Genomic DNA, 17,609 nt, shown 5'->3' with positions numbered 1-17,609 from the left:
TTCTTCGCGCCGGACCCCCGGTTGCTGTCCACCAATGCCATCGCCGAGTTCAAGCAGATGGTGGCCTGCGTGCATGCGGCCGGACTGGAGGTGATCCTGGACGTGGTCTACAACCACACCGCCGAAGGCAATGAACTGGGCCCGACGCTGTCCTTCAAGGGTATCGACAACGCCAGCTACTACCGGCTCGCCGACAATCCGCGCTACTACATCAACGACACCGGGACCGGCAACACCTTCGACCTGACCAATGCCGGCGCGCTGCGGATGGTGATGGACTCGTTGCGCTACTGGGTGCAGGACATGCACGTGGACGGGTTCCGCTTCGACCTGGCCACCATCCTGGGCCGCGAGCGTTCCGGCTTCGATCCGTCGGGCAGCTTCCTCGATGCGGTGCGCCAGGACCCGGTGCTGAGCCAGGTGAAGTTGATCGCCGAACCCTGGGACATCGGCCCGGGCGGCTATCAACTCGGCCAGTTTGCGCCGGGCTGGGCCGAGTGGAACGACAAGTTCCGTGACAATGTGCGGGCGCTGTGGCGCGGCGATGGCGGCCAGCTGGCCGAGTTCGCCACGCGCATCATGGGCTCGGCCGACCTGTTCAACCACAAAGGTCGTCGCCCGGCAGCGTCGATCAATTTCGTCACTGCCCACGATGGTTTCACCCTCAACGACCTGGTCAGCTACAACGACAAGCACAACGAGGCCAATGGTGAAGACGGTCGCGACGGCAGCGACCACAACATCTCCTGGAACCACGGCGCCGAAGGCCCCACCGAGGACCCCGACCTGCTGGCCCTGCGTGCGCGGCAGATGCGCAACCTGCTGGCGAGCCTGCTGTTCTCGCAGGGCACGCCGATGCTGCTGGCCGGCGACGAGTTCGGCCGCACCCAGCAGGGCAACAACAACGCCTACTGCCAGGACAATCCGCTGACCTGGCTGGACTGGGCGCAGGCCGACTCGCCGGCCGGCGTGCGCCAGACCGCGTTCGTGCGCAAGGCGCTGAAGTTGCGCCGCCGCTACCCGCAGCTGCGCCGCGGGCGTTTCCTGGAAGCGCGTGATGACGTGGCCGACACCACGATCGAATGGCTGCGCGCCGATGGTGGGGTGATGCATGAAGCGGACTGGAACGATCCCGAGGCGCGCGTGCTGATGCTCAAGATGGGCGGGACCGAGATGCAGAGCACCGAGCCCAGTGCCGAGCATGAGACCTTGCTGCTGCTGTTCAATGCCGGCCACAGTGAGGTGCGCTTCGATGTGCCGGTGCTGCCCGGGCGGCACTGGCGGGTGCTGCTGGCCAGCACCGACGGCGCCGTCCCCGCACTCGACGCACAGGGCGGGCTCACGCTGCCCGAGCGAAGCATGGCGCTGCTGACCAGCCGCCACGTGCGTGCTCCCGAGAGGGCGCCGTGATGGCCATGACCCCGGCGCAGACCGGGGCCTACGATGTGGTGGTGGTAGGCGGCAGCTATGCCGGCATGTCCGCCGCGCTGCAGCTGGTGCGGGCGCGCCGCAACGTGCTGGTGATCGATGGCGGCGCGCCGCGCAATCGCAATGCACAGGTGGCGCATGGTTTCCTGGGCCGTGAAGGGGTTGCGCCTGCCGAGATCGCGATGCAGGCGCGGCAGGAACTGCTGGCCTACCCGACGTTGACGTGGCTGACCGCCACGGCGGTGGCCGCGTCGGCCGAACCCGAAGGCCGGTTCAAGGTCACCTGTGGGGATGGACAGGCGTTCGGCGCCGACCGGCTGATCCTCGCCTATGGGGTGACCGATGCGCTGCCGGATATCGACGGGGTGGCCGAGCGCTGGGGACGCAGCGTGCTGCACTGCCCGTACTGCCACGGCTATGAGCTCTACGAAGGCCGGATCGGGGTGATCGGTTGTGGCGACGATGGCGGCGCCGGGCAGGCGCTGCTGCTGTGCGACTGGGGGCAGGTGACCCTGTTCTGCAGCGAGGCCGACACGCGCATCGATGCCGATCAGCGCCGACGGCTGGACGACTGCGGGGTGGTGATCGAATCCACGCCGGTGCGATGCGTGGACGATACGGCCACGGTTGTCCTCGACGACGGGCGCCGCCTGCCGATGGACGCCCTGTTTGTATCGCCGCACTCCACGCTGTCCTGCGACCTGGCCGAGCAGCTCGGCTGCGAGCTCAAGGACGGCGGCTGCATCACTGCCGATTCGGCCAAGCAGACCACGGTGCCGGGCGTGTTCGCCTGCGGTGACGCGGCGAGGATGGCCGGCAACATCGCCCTGGCGGTGGGCGAGGGCGCGCTGGCGGGGGTGGCGGTACACCATTCGCTGATGGGGCTGCTGGACTGAGAAACGGGTAATTTTCTGAACGAGTCAGGGATCTGCACGGATCTTTCACGGAACGCGCGGCAACGTATCGCCTCATGAACCTGAATTGATTTAAGCTCGCGTGCTGGCGCGCATTCATGTGAAGTGCGTCACTTTTTCGATCCCCTTTCCAGGAATGCCCCATGGCGGCTTTACAGCACCGCACGATTGAACTCATTCGCAGCCAGCAGGAACAGCTGTTGGCCAAATGGATTGAAAACCTGGCCTCCGCAAGCCAGGCGCAGGACACGCGGATGTCCCAGCGGGAGCTGGATGCACAGGCGCGCGAGTTCTGGCGCCTGTTTCTGGACGCGATATCGGCCGCCAACGTCGGCACCCTGGGCGGCCGCGAATGGCAGGACACGCGCCGTTTCCTGGAGGAACTCTCGCGCGACCGCGTGCTGAAGGGCTTCAGCTCGTCGGAGACCGCCAGTTTCCTGTTCTCGCTCAAGCGCCCGCTGTTCGAGCTGATCCAGCAGAATTACGCCAATGATGCCGCGCAGCTGGGCGACCAGCTGTGGGCGATCTCCGAACTGCTCGACCTGCTCGGCCTGCACAGCGTGCAGGCGTTCCAGAAGACCCGCGAAGACGTGATCCAGCGCCAGCAGGAAGAAATGCTCGAGCTGTCCACGCCGGTGGTGAAGCTGTGGGAGGGCGTGCTCGCGCTGCCGATGATCGGCACGCTGGATTCGCAGCGCACCCAGGTGGTGATGGAATCGCTGTTGCAGCGCATCGTCGATACCGGCTCGGAGATCGCCATCATCGACATCACCGGCGTGCCCACCGTGGACACGCTGGTGGCCCAGCACCTGCTCAAGACCGTTACCGCGATCCGCCTCATGGGCGCCGATGCGATCATCAGCGGCGTGCGTCCGCAGATCGCCCAGACCATCGTGCACCTGGGGCTGGACCTGCAGGGCATCGTCACCAAGGCCAACCTGGCCGACGCATTGGCCCTGGCGCTCAAGCGCACCGGGCAGACGGTGGTACGGACCGAGCGCTGAGATGGAACGTATCCCGATCCTGCAGATGGGCGATCTGCTGCTGGTGACCATCCAGGTGGACATGCATGATCAGCTCGCGCTGACCCTGCAGGACGACCTCAGCGAAAAGATCCGCCGCACTTCGGCGCGTGGCGTGCTCATCGACATTTCCGCGCTGGATATCGTCGATTCGTTCATCGGACGCATGATCTCCACCATCTCCTCGATCGCGCGGATCATGGATGCCACCACCGTCGTGGTCGGCATGCAGCCGGCCGTGGCGATCACGCTGGTGGAGCTGGGCCTGACCCTTAGCGGGGTGAGGACCGCGCTCAACGTCGAGCGCGGGATGAAACTGCTGCAGCGCACCGATGACGACGCGCCATGACCGCGTCCAGTGGGACGCTGCCGATCCGCGTTGAACAGGACGTGGTGCTGGCGCGCCAGGCCGCGCGCCAGGTGGCCGTGGCCTGCAAGCTGCGGCTGATCGACCAGACCAAGCTGGTGACCGCGGCCAGCGAACTGGCGCGTAACGCCGTGATCTACGGCGGCGGCGGCACGATGGACTGGGAAATCCTTGAAAGCGGGCTGCGCAAGGGCGTGCGCCTGGTCTTCGCCGACCAGGGCCCGGGCATTCCCGACCTGGCGCAGGCGCTGACCGATGGCTGGTCGTCCGGGTCGGGCATGGGCCTGGGCCTGTCCGGTTCGCGGCGGCTGGTGGACGAGTTCGAGCTGGAGAGTGCGCCCGGCGAGGGCACGCGCATCACGATCACCAAATGGACCTGAACTTTGCCGGCCAGGTGACGCGGGTGGTGGTGGTCGAAGAAACCTCGCAGGTGGGACAGGCCCGGCGCGAAGCGCTGGCGCTTGCCGAGCAGGCCGGTTTCAACGAGACCGATGCCGGCCGTGTCGCCCTGGTGGCCACCGAACTGGCCACCAACGTGATCAAGCACGGGCGCGGCGGTCGGATGCTGCTGTCGCTGGTCTGTGGGCGCAGCGGCCTTGGCATCGAGCTGTGCGCGATCGACGCGGGCCCGGGGTTTTCACTGGCCGAATGCCTGCCGGACGGGTATTCGACCGGTGGCACCCAGGGCATCGGCCTGGGCGCGATCGCCCGCCAGGCGACCCTGCTCGATACGTGGTCGGATGCCCGGGGTGCGGTGATCGTGGCGCGGGTCCATCCGGGCCGCGCGACCGCCGCCCTTGATCTTCCGTACGGCGCGCTGCGCATCGCCATGCGTCACGAAGTGGCCTGTGGCGATGGGTGGCATCTGCGCGCACACGGCCCGTCGGTCGCGGTCACGCTGATCGACGGCCTCGGCCACGGGCTGCAGGCGGCGGATGCCGCGCAGGCCGGGGTTGCTGCCGTTGCGCAGGCCAGCGGTTTCGATGCGCCTGGCCTGGTCGGCGCGTTGCATGCCGGGATGTCCGGCACCCGCGGTGGCGCGGCGGCAGTGGCCAGCATCGACACGCAGGCCGGCAGCATCCAGTTCGCGGGCATCGGCAATATCTCCGCCACGCTGTGCGAACCGACCGCCTCGCGTGGCATGGCCTCGCACCCCGGGATCGTCGGCGTGCAGTTCCGTAAAGCCCAACCATTTCATTTTCACGCACCGGCAGGCACGCTTCTGGTCATGCACAGCGATGGACTGCAGGCGCGTTGGAGCCTGCGTGACTACCCCGGCCTGTTCCACCGCCATCCCAGCGTGATCGTGGCGGTATTGCAGCGCGATTTCGACCGCGGCCGCGACGACGTCGGCATCGTGGCCCTGCGTCTTGGAGACCTGCATTGACTACCGCCCCTGACTCGCATGAGCTGCAGACGTTGCGTCGGGAGGCCGATGCGCTGCGCGCCGAGCTGGAGGAGACCAACCAGGGCGTGCTGGCGCTGTATGCCGAACTGGACCAGCAGGCCGAACAGCTGCGCGAGGTCTCCGAGCTGAAGAGCCGCTTCCTCTCCTACATGAGCCATGAGTTCCGCACACCGCTGGGTTCGATCCTGAGCATGACCCGGCTGCTGGAGGATGGCATGGACGGCCCGCTCACCGACGAGCAGCGTCGCCAGGTGCGCTTCATCAGCGCGTCCACCAGCGAACTGCGCGAGATGGTGGATGACCTGCTGGACCTGGCCAAAATCGAGGCGGGCCGCATCACGATCTCGCCGGCATGGTTCGATCTGATGGATCTCTTCTCGGCGCTGCGCGGCATGTTCCGTCCGCTGGTGGAGGGCAACCAGGTGGACCTGGTGTTCGATGATCCGCCCGCATTGCCGATGCTGTACACCGATGACAAGAAGCTGGCGCAGATCCTGCGCAACTACATTTCCAACGCCATGAAGTTCACCCCGAATGGCCAGGTGGTCGTTTCGGCGCGCCTGGAAGGCGAGCACTCGGTGCGCTTCAGCGTGCGCGATACCGGCATCGGCATTCCCCCGGAGCTCCAGTCCACGCTGTTCGAGGATTTCGTGCAGGTGGATACTCCATTGCAGAAGCGCCTGCGTGGCACCGGGCTGGGCCTGTCGCTGTGCAAGCGCTTTGCCGGGCTGCTGGGCGGCCACGTGGGGGTGGACAGTGCGGTAGGCGAGGGCTCGGACTTCTATGTGATCCTGCCGCTCACGCTCGCCACGGAGGCCACCGATGCCGCACTCTGACCGCATCCTCGTCGTCGACGACAACGTCGCCACCCGCTACGCGGTGCGCCGTGTGCTGGAACATCACGGGTTCCGCGTGGAGGAAGCCGGTACCGGTGGCGAGGGACTGGCCAGGCTGGCCGCGCAGGACTTCGGCGCGCTGGTGCTGGACGTGAACCTGCCGGACATGAGTGGCTTCGACGTGGTGCGGCAGCTGCGCGAGGACGCGCGCATGCGGCTGCTGCCGGTGGTGCACGTCTCGGCCGCGTCCATCGCCACCGGTGACCTGATCACCGGCCTGAACGCCGGGGCCGACGCCTACCTGATCCATCCGGTCGATCCGGACGTGCTGCTGGCCACGCTGCGCACGCTGCTGCGCGCGCGTCGTTCCGAAGAAGCGCTGCGCGAGGCCGAGGCACGGTTCGGCGAGATCTTCCGCCAGATCAACGCACCGATCGCGGTGCTGGATGCCTCGCTGCGGTCCCACGATGCGAACGACGCCTTCGTGCGCCTGCTCGGCATGGATGCCACCCGGCCGGGCGCGCTGGAATCGTTGCTGGCCGAACAAGTCGCGCCCCTGGCGGCGCTGCAGGTCGCGCTGGCCGAAGGCGAGCGCTGGCAGGGCACGTTCACCCTGCGCGCAGGCGCCGATACCCGCATCACCGAATGGCGCGTGACGCCGTACCACGCACCCGGCCAGGGCCTGGTGCTGATCGAAGACACCACCGAACACCATGCGCGCGAGTCCGAGCAGCGCCAGGAGCTGGAGACCGCGACGTCGGAGCTGGCCTTCCAGATCGCCGAGCGCCAGCGCACCGAGGTCGAGCTGCTGCAGGCGCAGAAGATGGACTCGCTCGGCCAGCTCACCGGCGGCATCGCGCACGATTTCAACAACCTGCTGACCACGATCATCTCCGGCCTGGACATGATCGAGATGGCGGTTTCCAGCGGCAAATGGGACAAGGCCTCGCGCTATGTCGAGATCGCCACCGGTTCGGCCCATCGTGCGGCGGCGCTGACCCAGCGGATGCTGGCCTTCGCCCGCAAGCAGCCGCTGGACCCGCAGACCTTCGACGTGGTCGCCCGGATCCGTTCGCTGGAAGACATGTTGCTGCGCTCGATCGGCGAGAACATCGAGCTGGAACTGGAACTGGGACCGCAGCCGATGGTGGCCGTGGCCGATCCGAACCAGTTCGAGAACGTGATCCTCAACCTGGTCATCAACGCGCGCGACGCGCTGGCCGGGCAGGGGCTGATCCGGATCCGCGCGGGCCGCACGCATATCGAGCGGGATCATGAACTCGCGCCCGGCCATTACATCAGCGTCAAGGTCGTGGACAACGGTGTCGGCATTCCGATGGAACTGCTGACCAAGGTGTTCGAACCGTTCTTCACCACCAAGCCGCAGGGCGAGGGCACCGGGCTGGGCCTGTCGATGACCTACGGCTTTGCCCGCCAGTCCGGCGGCAGTGCGCGCATCGCCAGCGAGCGCGGCGAGGGGACCGAGATCGAGCTGCTGTTGCCGGAAGGCGAACTGGTCGGTATCGACGAACAGATGCCTGTTCCCAGCCAGATGCCGCGCGGCAGCGCCGAGCGCATCCTGCTGGTGGACGATACCGATTCGGTGCGGATGATGGTGCGCGAGATGCTGGTGGAAGCCGGCTACCAGGTGGTCGAGGCGATCAACGCGCAGCAGGCGCTGCTGGAGCTGCATTCGACCCGCGAGGTGGATCTGCTGCTTTCCGACGTGGGCCTGCCGGGCATGAACGGGCGCGAGCTGGCCGATGCCGCGCGCCTCCTGCGGCCGCATCTGCCGGTGCTTTTCGTGACCGGCTATACCGAGAACGCGGTGGTGCGCAACGAGTTCCTGGGCACCGGCATGTCGCTGCTGCCCAAGCCCTTCAGCGTGATCGAACTGCTGCGCAGCGTGCGCCAGATGTTCGCGCCGGCCTGAGCGGCCCCGCGCGGCCCGGCCGACCCTGCGCTGCAGGGGGCGGGCCGCCACAGGTCAGGCGCTCGGCTTGGGATCGCCCAGCTCCGCCCGCCGCGCCCGGAAGACTTCCGGCGTCTGCGGCTTGATGAACAGCGCCACCAGCTCCGGGTACTCCTGCTTCACCGCCTTCTCGATGCGGGTGATGCACGCCTCGATCTGCGGGGTGGTGCGGTCGTCCTCGAATTCGGCGCTGAGCATCGCCACGACCTGGTCCGGCCCCATCTGCATGGTGGTGACGCCGTTGGCGCTGCGCAGGTCCGGGTCGGTGTTGGCCACCGCCAGGATCCGCTTGGCCACGCTGGGGTGCGCCGGTTCGCCGACCAGCAGGCCCTTGGTTTCGCGCGCGAGCAGGAAGGCGGTCACCGCCAGTACCCCGGCGATGCACAGCGAGGCCACGCCGTCGAGGATCGGCAGGTCCAGCAGCTGCGCGGCGACCAGGCCGATCAGGGCAAACCCCAGGCCGAGCAGGGCAGCGCTGTCTTCCAGCAGCACGGTGAAGGTGGTCGGGTCCTTGCTGCGGCGGAAGGCTTCGAAGTAGCCCAGCGTGCCCTTGGTGGCGCGGAACTCGCGCAGCGCGATCCACCAGGAGGTGCCTTCGAATGCAATGGAGATACCCAGCACCGTGTAGCTGATCAGGTGGTTGGTGGCCGGCTCGGGGTTGCGGATGTGCTGGATGCCCTCGTACGCCGATACGCCCGCGCCCGCGGCGAACACCAGCAGGGCCACGATGAAGCTCCAGAAGTACAACTCGCGCCCGTAGCCGAACGGATGCACGGTATCGGGCTTCCGCTCGGAGCGGCGCAGGCCGTACAACAGCAGCAGTTCGTTGATGGTATCCACCAGCGAGTGGACGCCCTCGCTGAGCATCGCCGAGCTGCCCGACAGCCCGGCGGCGACGAACTTGGCGATGGCGATGCACAGGTTGCCGGCAAGCGCGGCATAGATGACAAGACGGGAGCCGGACGGCTTGGCCATGGCGGGGAGGGGTTGGCAGGGGGAAGGCACATGATCCCCAAGCGGCCGTACCGGCGGCGTGCAGGGCGGGAAAGGTCGCCGTTGCATCCAATCGGCCCGCTGGCCCGTACACCCGATGCCTCCCTACACACGGCGTCATCCACCGCAGATGTATCGTCACCCCGACCCGCCGCCCTTTTCCTTCGACGCCGCCCGTATCGTGTCCGTTTCCGCCCAGCCCACCGGCGTGCTTCCCGACTGGACCCAGGATATGGAGGGTGTGGCGCGGCTGCGTGACCGCGACTGCTTCATCCGCATCTACGACCATTTCATGCCGCGTCTGTGCATCTATCTGCGTGGCCGTGGCGCCCCGGACGGCACGGCCGAGGAACTGGCGCAGGAAAGCCTGCTACGGCTCTGGCTGAACGCGGCCGACTTCGACGCCTCGCGCAGCGCGCTCAGCACCTGGCTGTACCGCATCGCCCGCAACCTGCATATCGACCGCTTCCGCAGCGAGCGGGGCTGGCTGCAAGCCCAGGAGGCGGTGGAAAATGCCGCCCTGGATGATCCGCCCGAGCGCACGTCGGCCGAGCAGTTCGCCGACCACGCGCGCCTGCGCCAGCGCATCAACGAGCTGCCGGCGATCCAGGCGCGGCTGGTGCGGATGTCGCATTTCGAAGCCAAAAGCCACAGCGAGATCGCCCAGGCGCTGGGCATGCCGCTGGGCACGGTCAAATCCCACCTGCGTCGGGCGTTCCTGCAGTTGCAGTCCAGCGTCGGGAGTGCGCCATGAATCCCCGTCACCACCTGCATGAATCGACATTGATGAGCTACGCGGCCGGCGCCCTGCCGACGGCGCTGAGCGTGGTGGCCAGCGCGCACCTGGAAAGCTGCGCGCATTGCCGGCAACTGTTGCGCGACGCCGAGGCCATCGGCGCGGCCTTGCTGGACCAGACCCAGCCGGCATCGCCCAGCGCGCGCCAGGCCGCGTTGCGCGAAGCGATGCTGGCGCAGCTGGACGGCGAGCATGCGGCGAGCGAACCCGTGCGCGAACTGCGTCCGCCGGCCGCGCCGGCACCGCCGCGTCTCCCGGTGCAGGCGCATCCCGATGCGCTCCCGGTGTCGCTGCACCCGTACTTCGGCCCCTCGCTGCGCGATGTGCGCTGGCGCTGGATCGCCCCCGGCGTGCACTGCATCCGCGCCGCCGACATGCCGTCGTTGATCATGCTGCGCATCGCCCCGGGCAAGTGCCTGCCGATGCACAGCCACGGCCAGAGCGAGCTGACCCAGATCCTGCGCGGTGCCTACAACGACGCACTTGGCATCTTTGGCCCAGGCGACATGGCCGACCTGGATGAAGACGTCGAGCATCAGCCGGTGACAGCGCCGGGTGCGCCGTGCATCTGCGTATCGGCGCTGGATGCGCCGCTGCGTTTCAGCGGCTGGTTGGCGCGCAGCATGCAGCGTTTCGTGAAACTCTAGCGTTCGGCCCTGCCAAGGATCTCCCCATGCCCGCCACCTCCCTTGATGTTTTGATGACCGGTGCCAGCGGGCTGGTCGGGCAGGGCGTGCTGCGCGCCTGCCTGGCCTCGCCGGACGTCGGGCGCGTGACGACGTTGGTCCGCCGCAGCGGCACGGTGGCCGAGGGCGTGCCCGCGATCGTCCTGCCCGACTTCCTCCACGCCGACGCCATCGGCGATCAGCTCGCCGGCTTCGACGCCTGCTTCTACTGTGCCGGTGCGCCACCGATCGGCACGCCGGAGCCGGAGTACCGGGCGGTGACGCTGGAGGCAACCCTGGCCGTCGCCAGGGCATGGGCGTCGGCCAATCCGCAAGGGTGTTTCCTGTATGTTTCCGGCGCCCACGCCGATCCGGACAGTGCCTTCATGCCGCTGCGGATCAAGGGTGAAACCGAGCGTGCATTGGCCAGCCTGCCGATCCGTACGGTGATGCTGCGGCCGGGCGGTGTGCGCCCCGTGGCCGGTACCGGCACGCGCCACGGATTGCTCAAGCCGCTGTATCGCTTCGGTGGGCCGCTGATGAAGCTGGCCACGCAGGTCACGCCGTCGCTGATGACCAGCAACGAAACCCTCGGGCGCGCAATGATCGCACTGGCCGGGATGCCGCATCCGCCGGCCGTGGTGGAGTGCGCGGACATCAACCGGCTGGGCCGCTGAGGACAGGGCCGCGCTGTAAAGCGGGCGTTTTTCCCGGGTTTACTCTGCCGCCTTGCCGAACGGGGGGCCACTGCGCCCGCGCTGCACGGCGTCTTCCACCCGCGACACCAGTTCCTCGATGTTGAACGGCTTGCCGACGAAGGGCGTGCCCTGGTGCTGCTTGGGCACCATCTGGAAATACACCGCCGAGGCGAACAGGAAGGGCGTGCCGAGCGCGGCGAGTTTATCGGCGACCGGGAACACAGGACCATCGCGCAACTCGATATCCAGCACCGCGGCATCGAAATGCTGGTAGGACAACGTGCTGAGGGCATCGGTCACCGAGTCGGCCGGCACCACTTCATAGCCGGCTTCGGTGAGCACTTCGACGAACAGCTTGGACAGCTGGGCCTCATCTTCCACTACCAGGATGAGGCCGCGGGATGCGGGAGATTTCGGACTGCCGTTCATGACATTTGGATCGGTTGGGCAGTTGATCGTGTTCCTTTGCGTGTCAACGTGGTGCCAACTGACATGACGGTTTCGTTGACATCGGCGTGGTCATTCCTCGCCATCGTCCTCATCCAGTGCATCGCCATCCCACGGGCCGGGGCCCTTGTCGGGCGCATCCGCGTCGGGGTCCACCGGTTCCAGCAGCGTGTAGTCGTCGCGGCCGGGATCGCGGAATGCGCGGCTGACCGGATAGGCCTCCAGCGGCGGCGTGCTGGAGCGGGCACGCAGCGCCGCCGCCGTGGGCAGGGCGCCGGCCAGCCAGTCCATGGCCACGCTGCCGGTCATGAATACCGGGCCGTCCGGCGTCAGCGGGGCGGGGATGGCGGCATTGGGCGCGGTCAGCACGGTGAAGCTGTCGATCGGGTCGCCCTCAGCGTTTTCCCAGTGCTCCCACAGTCCCGCGGCCAGCAGTGCCAGTCCGTCCGTGCGCTGCACGAACATCGGCCACGGTGGTCTGCGCTGGCGATCCCACTTGTAATAGCCGGTCATGGCGATCACGCACGGACGCTGCTGCCAGGCCTGGGCGAAGATGCGGCTCCTGGCGGCGCGGTCCAGCCGCGCGGTCACGGTGGTGTAGGACGTGGCCGGTTCCTTGGACCAGCGCGGAATCAGTCCCCAGCGCATGTCGGCGGGCACGATGCTGCCATCGCCATCACGCGCGATGACCGTAGCCACGCCGTTCTTGCCGATGTTGTAGCGGTCCGATGCATCGGCCAGCGCCGTGGCCAGCGAGACCGGGACGCCGCGGGGCAGGGAATCGGCATCGGCAATGGCTTGGGCGAAGCGGCGCATGGCCAAAGGGTACGGCGGCCATTGTGAGCCGCCGGTCAGTGTGACGCGCTGCTGACGTGGCCGGGCGTCTAATCACGGCATGGCCGACAGGAGCCCGTGATGCCGCGCAGAAAGACACTCAAACTGGCCACCTACAACGTCAATGGCATCGGCAACCGGTTGCCGCAGTTGCTGGCATGGCTGGACCGCGAGGCGCCGGACGTGGTTGCGCTGCAGGAACTCAAGGCGGTGGACAGTGCGTTTCCCGCTGCCGAACTCGAGGCGGCCGGCTATGGCGCGATCTGGCAGGGCGAAAGCCGCTGGAACGGGGTCGCACTGTTGGGCCGAGGCGTCACCCCGGTGGAAAGCCGGCGTCGCCTGCCGGGCGAACCGGCCGACACCCAGAGCCGCTACATCGAGGCCGCCGTGCACGGCATCGTGGTGGCCGGCATCTACCTGCCCAACGGCAACCCGCAGCCCGGGCCGAAATTCGACTACAAGCTGCGCTGGATGGAGCGCCTGATCAAACATGCCAGCACCCTGGCCGCACTGCCGCACCCGGTGGCGATCCTGGGCGACTTCAACGTCATCCCCACCGATGACGATGTGTACGATCCCAAATCCTGGCGAAAGGATGCGTTGATCCAGCCGGAATCCCGTGCCGCCTTCGAACGGCTGCTCGCCCAGGGCTGGACCGATGCGCTGCGCCACTGTCACCCCGACACGCGCATCTACACGTTCTGGGATTACTTTCGCCAGCATGCCGAGCGCGACCGCGGCCTGCGCATCGACCATCTGCTGCTCAACGATACCCTTGCCGCCCATTTGCAGGATGCGGGGGTGGACCGCTGGGTGCGGCTGCAGGACAAGGCCAGCGACCACGCACCGACCTGGGTGGTGGTCAAGGCGCCATGACCCGGCGGGTGCTGCGGTGCGGGCGGCCATGAGCCTGATGCCGCGTGGTTTCGCCGATGCGGCGCCGTGCATGCGCGGGTGGTTACAGTAGGCAGCATGTCCCCCAGCTCTACGCCACCTGCAGCGCGCTCACTGGACGCGTTCGCGCTAGCCACCCGCGCCTGGTTCGCCGCCGCGTTCGATGCACCCACGCCGGTGCAGACGCATGCCTGGGCGGCGATCGGTGGGGGCGCGCATACACTGGTGATCGCGCCGACCGGCTCGGGCAAGACACTGGCCGCCTTCCTGCACGCCATCGACCAGCTGTTCGCTGAGCGCCAACCGACCCAAGACGACGCGCCCGCGGGAACGCGCGTGGTGTATATCTCGCCGATCAAGGCACTGGGCGCCGACGTGCAGCGCAACCTGCAGATTCCGCTGCAGGGTGTCAATGCCGAACGCGAGCGCCATGGCGATCCGGCGCTGACCCTCTCGGTCGGCATACGCAGCGGGGACACTCCGGCCGCCGAACGCGCCAGGCTCGTGCGCCGTCCTCCGGACATCCTGATCACCACGCCGGAATCGCTGTTCCTGATGCTGACCTCCAGGGCACGGGAAACGCTGCGCACCGTGCATACGGTGATCATCGATGAAATCCACGCGGTGGCCGGCACCAAGCGCGGCACCCACCTGGCCCTGAGCCTGGAACGCCTGGATGCGCTGCTGCCGGAGCCGGCGCAGCGCATCGGGCTGTCGGCCACCGTGCGGCCGGTGGAGCAGGTCGCCGACTTCCTCGGCGGTGATCGCCCCGTCACTGTGGTCAACCCGCCCTCGACCCGCCAGCTGGACGTGCGCATCGTGGTGCCGGTCGAAGACATGGCCGACATTCCCGCACGTGCCGGCGACGAACCGTCCGGCCGGGTGGGTTCGATCTGGCCGCATGTGGAAGCCAGCATCCTCGACCAGGTCCTGCAGCGGCGCTCCACCATCGTGTTCGCCAACTCGCGCGGCGTGGCCGAGAAGCTCACGGCGCGGCTCAATGAGCTGCATGCCGAACGGATGGCGCGCGATCCCGCCTTGCAGCGCGACCTGCCACACGCTGCGGACACCGCGCAACTGTCCACCCACTACGCATCGTCCAACGGCGGCACCAGTAGCCGCTCGACCGGGGCCGATCCGCTGATCGCGCGCTCGCACCATGGCTCGGTGTCCAAGGAGCAGCGCCGCGACATCGAGCAGGCGCTGAAGTCCGGTGAACTGCGCTGCGTGGTGGCCACCTCCAGCCTGGAGCTGGGCATCGACATGGGCCTGGTCGATCTGGTCATCCAGGTCGCTGCACCGCCGTCCGTGGCCAGCGCCCTGCAGCGCGTAGGGCGTGCCAGCCACCAGGTGGGTGGCGTTTCCACCGGCCTGGTGTATCCGCGCACGCGGCGCGACCTGATCGACGCCACCGTGGCCATCGAAGGCATGCGGGCCGGCCGCATCGAAGCGGTCGATCCGCCGCGCAATCCGCTGGACGTACTGGCCCAGCAGACCGTCGCCGCCGCTGCCATGGACACGCTGGACGTGGACGCCTGGTATGCCAGCGTGCGGCGCGCCGCACCGTACCGCACGCTGCCGCGCAGCGCCTTCGATGCGACGCTGGACATGCTCGCCGGCCGCTACCCGTCCGGCGACTTTGCCGGGTTTCGTCCGCGGCTGGTCTGGAACCGCGAGACCGGTGAGCTGAGCGCGCGCCCCGGGGCGAAGCAGCTGGCGGTCACCAGCGGCGGCACCATCCCCGACCGTGGCATGTTCAGCGTGATCCTGCCCGAAGGCGAAGAGCGCGCCGGCTCGCGTCGCGTTGGCGAGCTGGATGAGGAAATGGTCCACGAATCGCGGGTCAACGATGTGATCACGCTCGGCGCGACCTCATGGCGCATCGAGCAGATCACCCATGACCAGGTGGTGGTCACGCCCGCGCCGGGACGCTCGGCACGCCTGCCGTTCTGGCGCGGCGAAGGCGTGGGCCGGCCGGCCGAACTGGGTGCGGCGGTCGGGGCGTTCCTGGGGGCACTGGATGCCAACGCCGGCGAGAAAGACATTGCGCCCGCGCTGCTGACGCGGCTGCAGGCCAGCGGCCTGGCCAGCAATGCGATCGCCAACATGCTCGGGCTGGTCGACGAACAGCGCGCTGCGACGGGCCTGCTACCCACCGACCGCCGGTTGGTGGTGGAACGGTGTCGCGATGAATCCGGGGACTGGCGGGTGATGCTGCATTCGCCGTACGGCCGGCGCGTGCACGATCCGTGGGCATTGGCGCTGGCCGGGCGCATCCGCGAGCGCTGGGGCGTGGACCCGGCGGTGGTGGCCAGCGACGACGGCATCATCGCGCGCATCCCCGATGCCAGCGGACGCCTGCCGGGCGCGGACCTGTTCCTGTTCGATCCAGTGCAATTGCGCAGCGACGTGACCCGCGCCGTTGGCGGCTCGGCGTTGTTCGCCGCGCGTTTCCGCGAGTGTGCGGCGCGCGCGCTGCTGCTGCCGCGACGCACCCCGGGCCGGCGCTCGCCGCTATGGCAGCAGCGCCTGCGCGCCGGCGAGCTGCTGGCCATCGCCCAGCGCTATCCGGATTTCCCGATCCTGATCGAGGCCGCGCGCGAGTGCCTGCAGGACGTTTACGATCTGGATGCGCTGGCCGCGCTGATGCAGCGCCTGGCCGACGGCAGCATCGAGATGGCCGAGGTCACCACCGAGGTCCCGTCGCCGTTCGCGGCGAACCTGCTGTTCGGCTACGTCGCCGAGTTCATGTACGGCACCGATGTGCCGCTGGCCGAACGCCGCGCCTCGGTACTGTCGCTGGACAGCGGCCTGCTGGCCGACCTGCTGGGGCAGGTGGATCTTGGCGAGCTGCTGGATGCGACGGTGGTGCAACAGGTGGGCGATGAACTGCAACGCCGCGCGCCGGGCCGGCGCGCGAAGGGCAAGGAGGGTGTTGCGGACCTGCTGCGTGAACTGGGGCCGCTGTCGGCTGCCGAAGTGGCTGCGCGCCTCAGCGATGACATCCCCGATGCCGACGCCTGGCTGCAGGCGCTTGAACGCGAACGGCGTGCCATCCGCATCCAGTTGGCGGGCGTTGAATGCTGGGCGGCCATCGAAGATGCCACGCGCCTGCGCGATGCGCTCGGGGTGAGGCTTCCCGGCGCCGTGCCGGACGTGTTCCTGCAGCCATCGCCGGACCCGCTGGGCGAGCTGCTTGCCCGCTTTGCGCGCAGCCATGCGCCCTTCAGCACCGCCGAGGCGGCCGCTGCGTTCGGGCTCGGCGTGGTGATCGCGGATGCGGCGCTGGACCGATTGGAGGCGCAGGGAAAAGTGCTGAAGGGCACCTTCGGTGTGTCCCGGCGATCGCATGCCGCAGCCGATGCGCCGGCCGACCTGTTGCCGCTGGCCAGCCACGAGTGGGTGGGCGAGGACGTGCTGCGCCGGCTGCGCATCCGCTCGTTGCAGGCCGCACGCGCGGCCACCCGGCCAGTGCCAGGCGAGGCGTATGCGCTGCTGTTGTTGGAGCGCCATGGCCTGGTCAGCGATGCGGCACCGCTCGCACGGGTCGCGCCGGCGTCTGCCGGCGGCGCGCTGGAAGGCCTCGACGGCGTGGCGCGGGTGGTCGAACTGCTGGCCGGCGTACCTGCACCTGCCTCGGTCTGGGAGAGCCAGATCCTGCCCGCGCGCGTCCGCGACTACACACCGGCCCTGCTCGACGAACTGCTCGCCACCGGCACGGTGCTCTGGTCCGGCCACGGCCGGTTGGGCGAGGACGACGGACTGGTATCGCTGCACCTGCAGGAATTCGCGTTTGAAACCTTGCCCGCCGTGCCTGCGGGCAGCGAACACTCGCCGTTGCAGAAGACGATCCTGCAGGTGCTTGCCGGGGGCGGGGCCTACTTCGCGCGCCAGCTCGCCGCCGCCGTGCAGGCGAGGTTGACCGCCGGCGACACCGACCCGCGTGCCGCTGGCGCGCTGACGCCCGATGCGCTGAACACCGCGTTGTGGGAGCTGGTCTGGATGGGGTACCTCACCACCGATATCTGGACCCCGTTGCGGGGCTTGGCCGGCGCCCGCCCGCCACGGCCGCGGACAGTCCGCACCTCGCGGCGAAGCACGCGCGCCCGCGGCATTCCGATGGGCGATCCGGCCATCACCGCCACTGGACTGCTTCCTGCGGCAGCGGCCTTCACCGCGCCGACCCTGGCCGGTCGCTGGTCGCTGCTGCAGCGTGATGCCACCAGCGACACCGTGCGCGCAGTGGCACTGGCCGAAGGGCTGCTGGACCGGCACGGCATCGTCACCCGCGGCGCCGCCGTCGCCGAAGGCATTGTCGGCGGTTTCCCGGCATTG

16 protein-coding genes are annotated in these 17,609 nt (G+C 68.4%); 13 read left to right on the top strand and 3 right to left on the bottom strand.

The annotated features are described in order from the left end of the window. From glgX to RTO53_RS14355, 8 genes are all read left to right on the top strand, one after another. A partial coding sequence (gene glgX / locus RTO53_RS14390) for a glycogen debranching protein GlgX (RefSeq protein ID WP_312238435.1) occupies positions 1-1,410 on the top strand: 1,410 nt, incomplete at its 5' end. Continuing rightward, entirely contained in the window at positions 1,410-2,324 is a 915-nt protein-coding gene (locus tag RTO53_RS14385) for an NAD(P)/FAD-dependent oxidoreductase (RefSeq protein ID WP_312238434.1), read from the top strand. The genes glgX and RTO53_RS14385, both read left to right, overlap by 1 nt. A gap of 161 nt (positions 2,325-2,485) precedes the next feature. Next, positions 2,486-3,346 carry an STAS domain-containing protein gene (locus tag RTO53_RS14380; RefSeq protein WP_312238433.1) on the top strand — a complete coding sequence of 287 codons (861 nt, stop codon included), beginning with the start codon at positions 2,486-2,488 and terminating at the stop codon, positions 3,344-3,346. Position 3,347: 1 nt separating this feature from the next. Further along, on the top strand, positions 3,348-3,713 hold the full coding sequence (locus tag RTO53_RS14375; RefSeq protein ID WP_312238432.1) for an STAS domain-containing protein: 366 nt from the start codon (positions 3,348-3,350) through the stop codon (positions 3,711-3,713). Next, positions 3,710-4,111, top strand: coding sequence for an anti-sigma regulatory factor (locus tag RTO53_RS14370; protein WP_312238431.1), 402 nt, complete (start codon positions 3,710-3,712; stop codon positions 4,109-4,111). The genes RTO53_RS14375 and RTO53_RS14370 overlap by 4 nt, the downstream gene beginning before the upstream one ends. Beyond that, on the top strand, positions 4,102-5,118 hold the full coding sequence (locus RTO53_RS14365; RefSeq protein WP_312238430.1) for an ATP-binding protein: 1,017 nt from the start codon (positions 4,102-4,104) through the stop codon (positions 5,116-5,118). Before RTO53_RS14370 ends, RTO53_RS14365 begins: the two co-directional genes overlap by 10 nt. After that, positions 5,115-5,975 (top strand): ATP-binding protein, encoded by an 861-nt coding sequence (locus RTO53_RS14360; protein WP_312238429.1) that lies wholly within the window; start codon positions 5,115-5,117, stop codon positions 5,973-5,975. The genes RTO53_RS14365 and RTO53_RS14360 overlap by 4 nt, the downstream gene beginning before the upstream one ends. Beyond that, complete coding sequence (locus tag RTO53_RS14355) at positions 5,962-7,908, top strand: response regulator (protein WP_312238428.1); 1,947 nt, start codon at positions 5,962-5,964, stop codon at positions 7,906-7,908. The genes RTO53_RS14360 and RTO53_RS14355 overlap by 14 nt, the downstream gene beginning before the upstream one ends. Before the next feature lie 54 nt (positions 7,909-7,962). Here the strand turns inward: RTO53_RS14355 and RTO53_RS14350 are convergent, their stop codons facing one another. Next, the gene (locus RTO53_RS14350; RefSeq protein ID WP_312238427.1) at positions 7,963-8,922 is read right to left on the bottom strand and encodes a cation diffusion facilitator family transporter; all 960 of its coding nucleotides are present in this window, start codon (positions 8,920-8,922) and stop codon (positions 7,963-7,965) included. Positions 8,923-9,070: 148 nt separating this feature from the next. Between RTO53_RS14350 and RTO53_RS14345 the strand changes: the two genes are divergently transcribed. The 3 genes from RTO53_RS14345 to RTO53_RS14335 are packed head-to-tail and all read left to right on the top strand — an operon-like array spanning position 9,071 to position 11,078. Beyond that, entirely contained in the window at positions 9,071-9,694 is a 624-nt protein-coding gene (locus RTO53_RS14345; RefSeq protein WP_312238426.1) for a sigma-70 family RNA polymerase sigma factor, read from the top strand. Then, complete coding sequence (locus RTO53_RS14340) at positions 9,691-10,383, top strand: ChrR family anti-sigma-E factor (RefSeq protein WP_312238425.1); 693 nt, start codon at positions 9,691-9,693, stop codon at positions 10,381-10,383. Before RTO53_RS14345 ends, RTO53_RS14340 begins: the two co-directional genes overlap by 4 nt. 26 nt (positions 10,384-10,409) lie before the next feature. After that, positions 10,410-11,078, top strand: coding sequence for an NAD-dependent epimerase/dehydratase family protein (locus RTO53_RS14335; RefSeq protein WP_312238424.1), 669 nt, complete (start codon positions 10,410-10,412; stop codon positions 11,076-11,078). A 39-nt stretch (positions 11,079-11,117) separates the two neighbouring features. Here the strand turns inward: RTO53_RS14335 and RTO53_RS14330 are convergent, their stop codons facing one another. Together RTO53_RS14330 and RTO53_RS14325 are read right to left on the bottom strand one after the other, a co-directional pair. Beyond that, positions 11,118-11,480 carry a response regulator gene (locus tag RTO53_RS14330; RefSeq protein WP_312238423.1) on the bottom strand — a complete coding sequence of 121 codons (363 nt, stop codon included), beginning with the start codon at positions 11,478-11,480 and terminating at the stop codon, positions 11,118-11,120. 138 nt (positions 11,481-11,618) lie between these two features. Continuing rightward, positions 11,619-12,362, bottom strand: a complete 744-nt coding sequence (locus RTO53_RS14325) for an SOS response-associated peptidase family protein (RefSeq protein ID WP_312238422.1) — start codon at positions 12,360-12,362, stop codon at positions 11,619-11,621. Between the two features lie 99 nt (positions 12,363-12,461). On the opposite strand from RTO53_RS14325, the gene RTO53_RS14320 reads away from it, so the two are divergent. Both RTO53_RS14320 and RTO53_RS14315 read left to right on the top strand, forming a co-directional pair. Beyond that, positions 12,462-13,256: an exodeoxyribonuclease III gene (locus RTO53_RS14320; RefSeq protein WP_312238421.1), complete on the top strand. Its 795-nt coding sequence runs from the start codon at positions 12,462-12,464 to the stop codon at positions 13,254-13,256. A gap of 96 nt (positions 13,257-13,352) precedes the next feature. After that, the coding region (locus RTO53_RS14315; RefSeq protein ID WP_312238420.1) for an ATP-dependent helicase at positions 13,353-17,609 on the top strand (4,257 nt) is incomplete at its 3' end.

This window comes from Stenotrophomonas sp. (assembly GCF_031995405.1).
Lineage (GTDB): Bacteria > Pseudomonadota > Gammaproteobacteria > Xanthomonadales > Xanthomonadaceae > Stenotrophomonas.
Note: the sequence above shows the minus strand (reverse complement) of the source record. Positions and strands in the feature narration are given on the sequence as shown.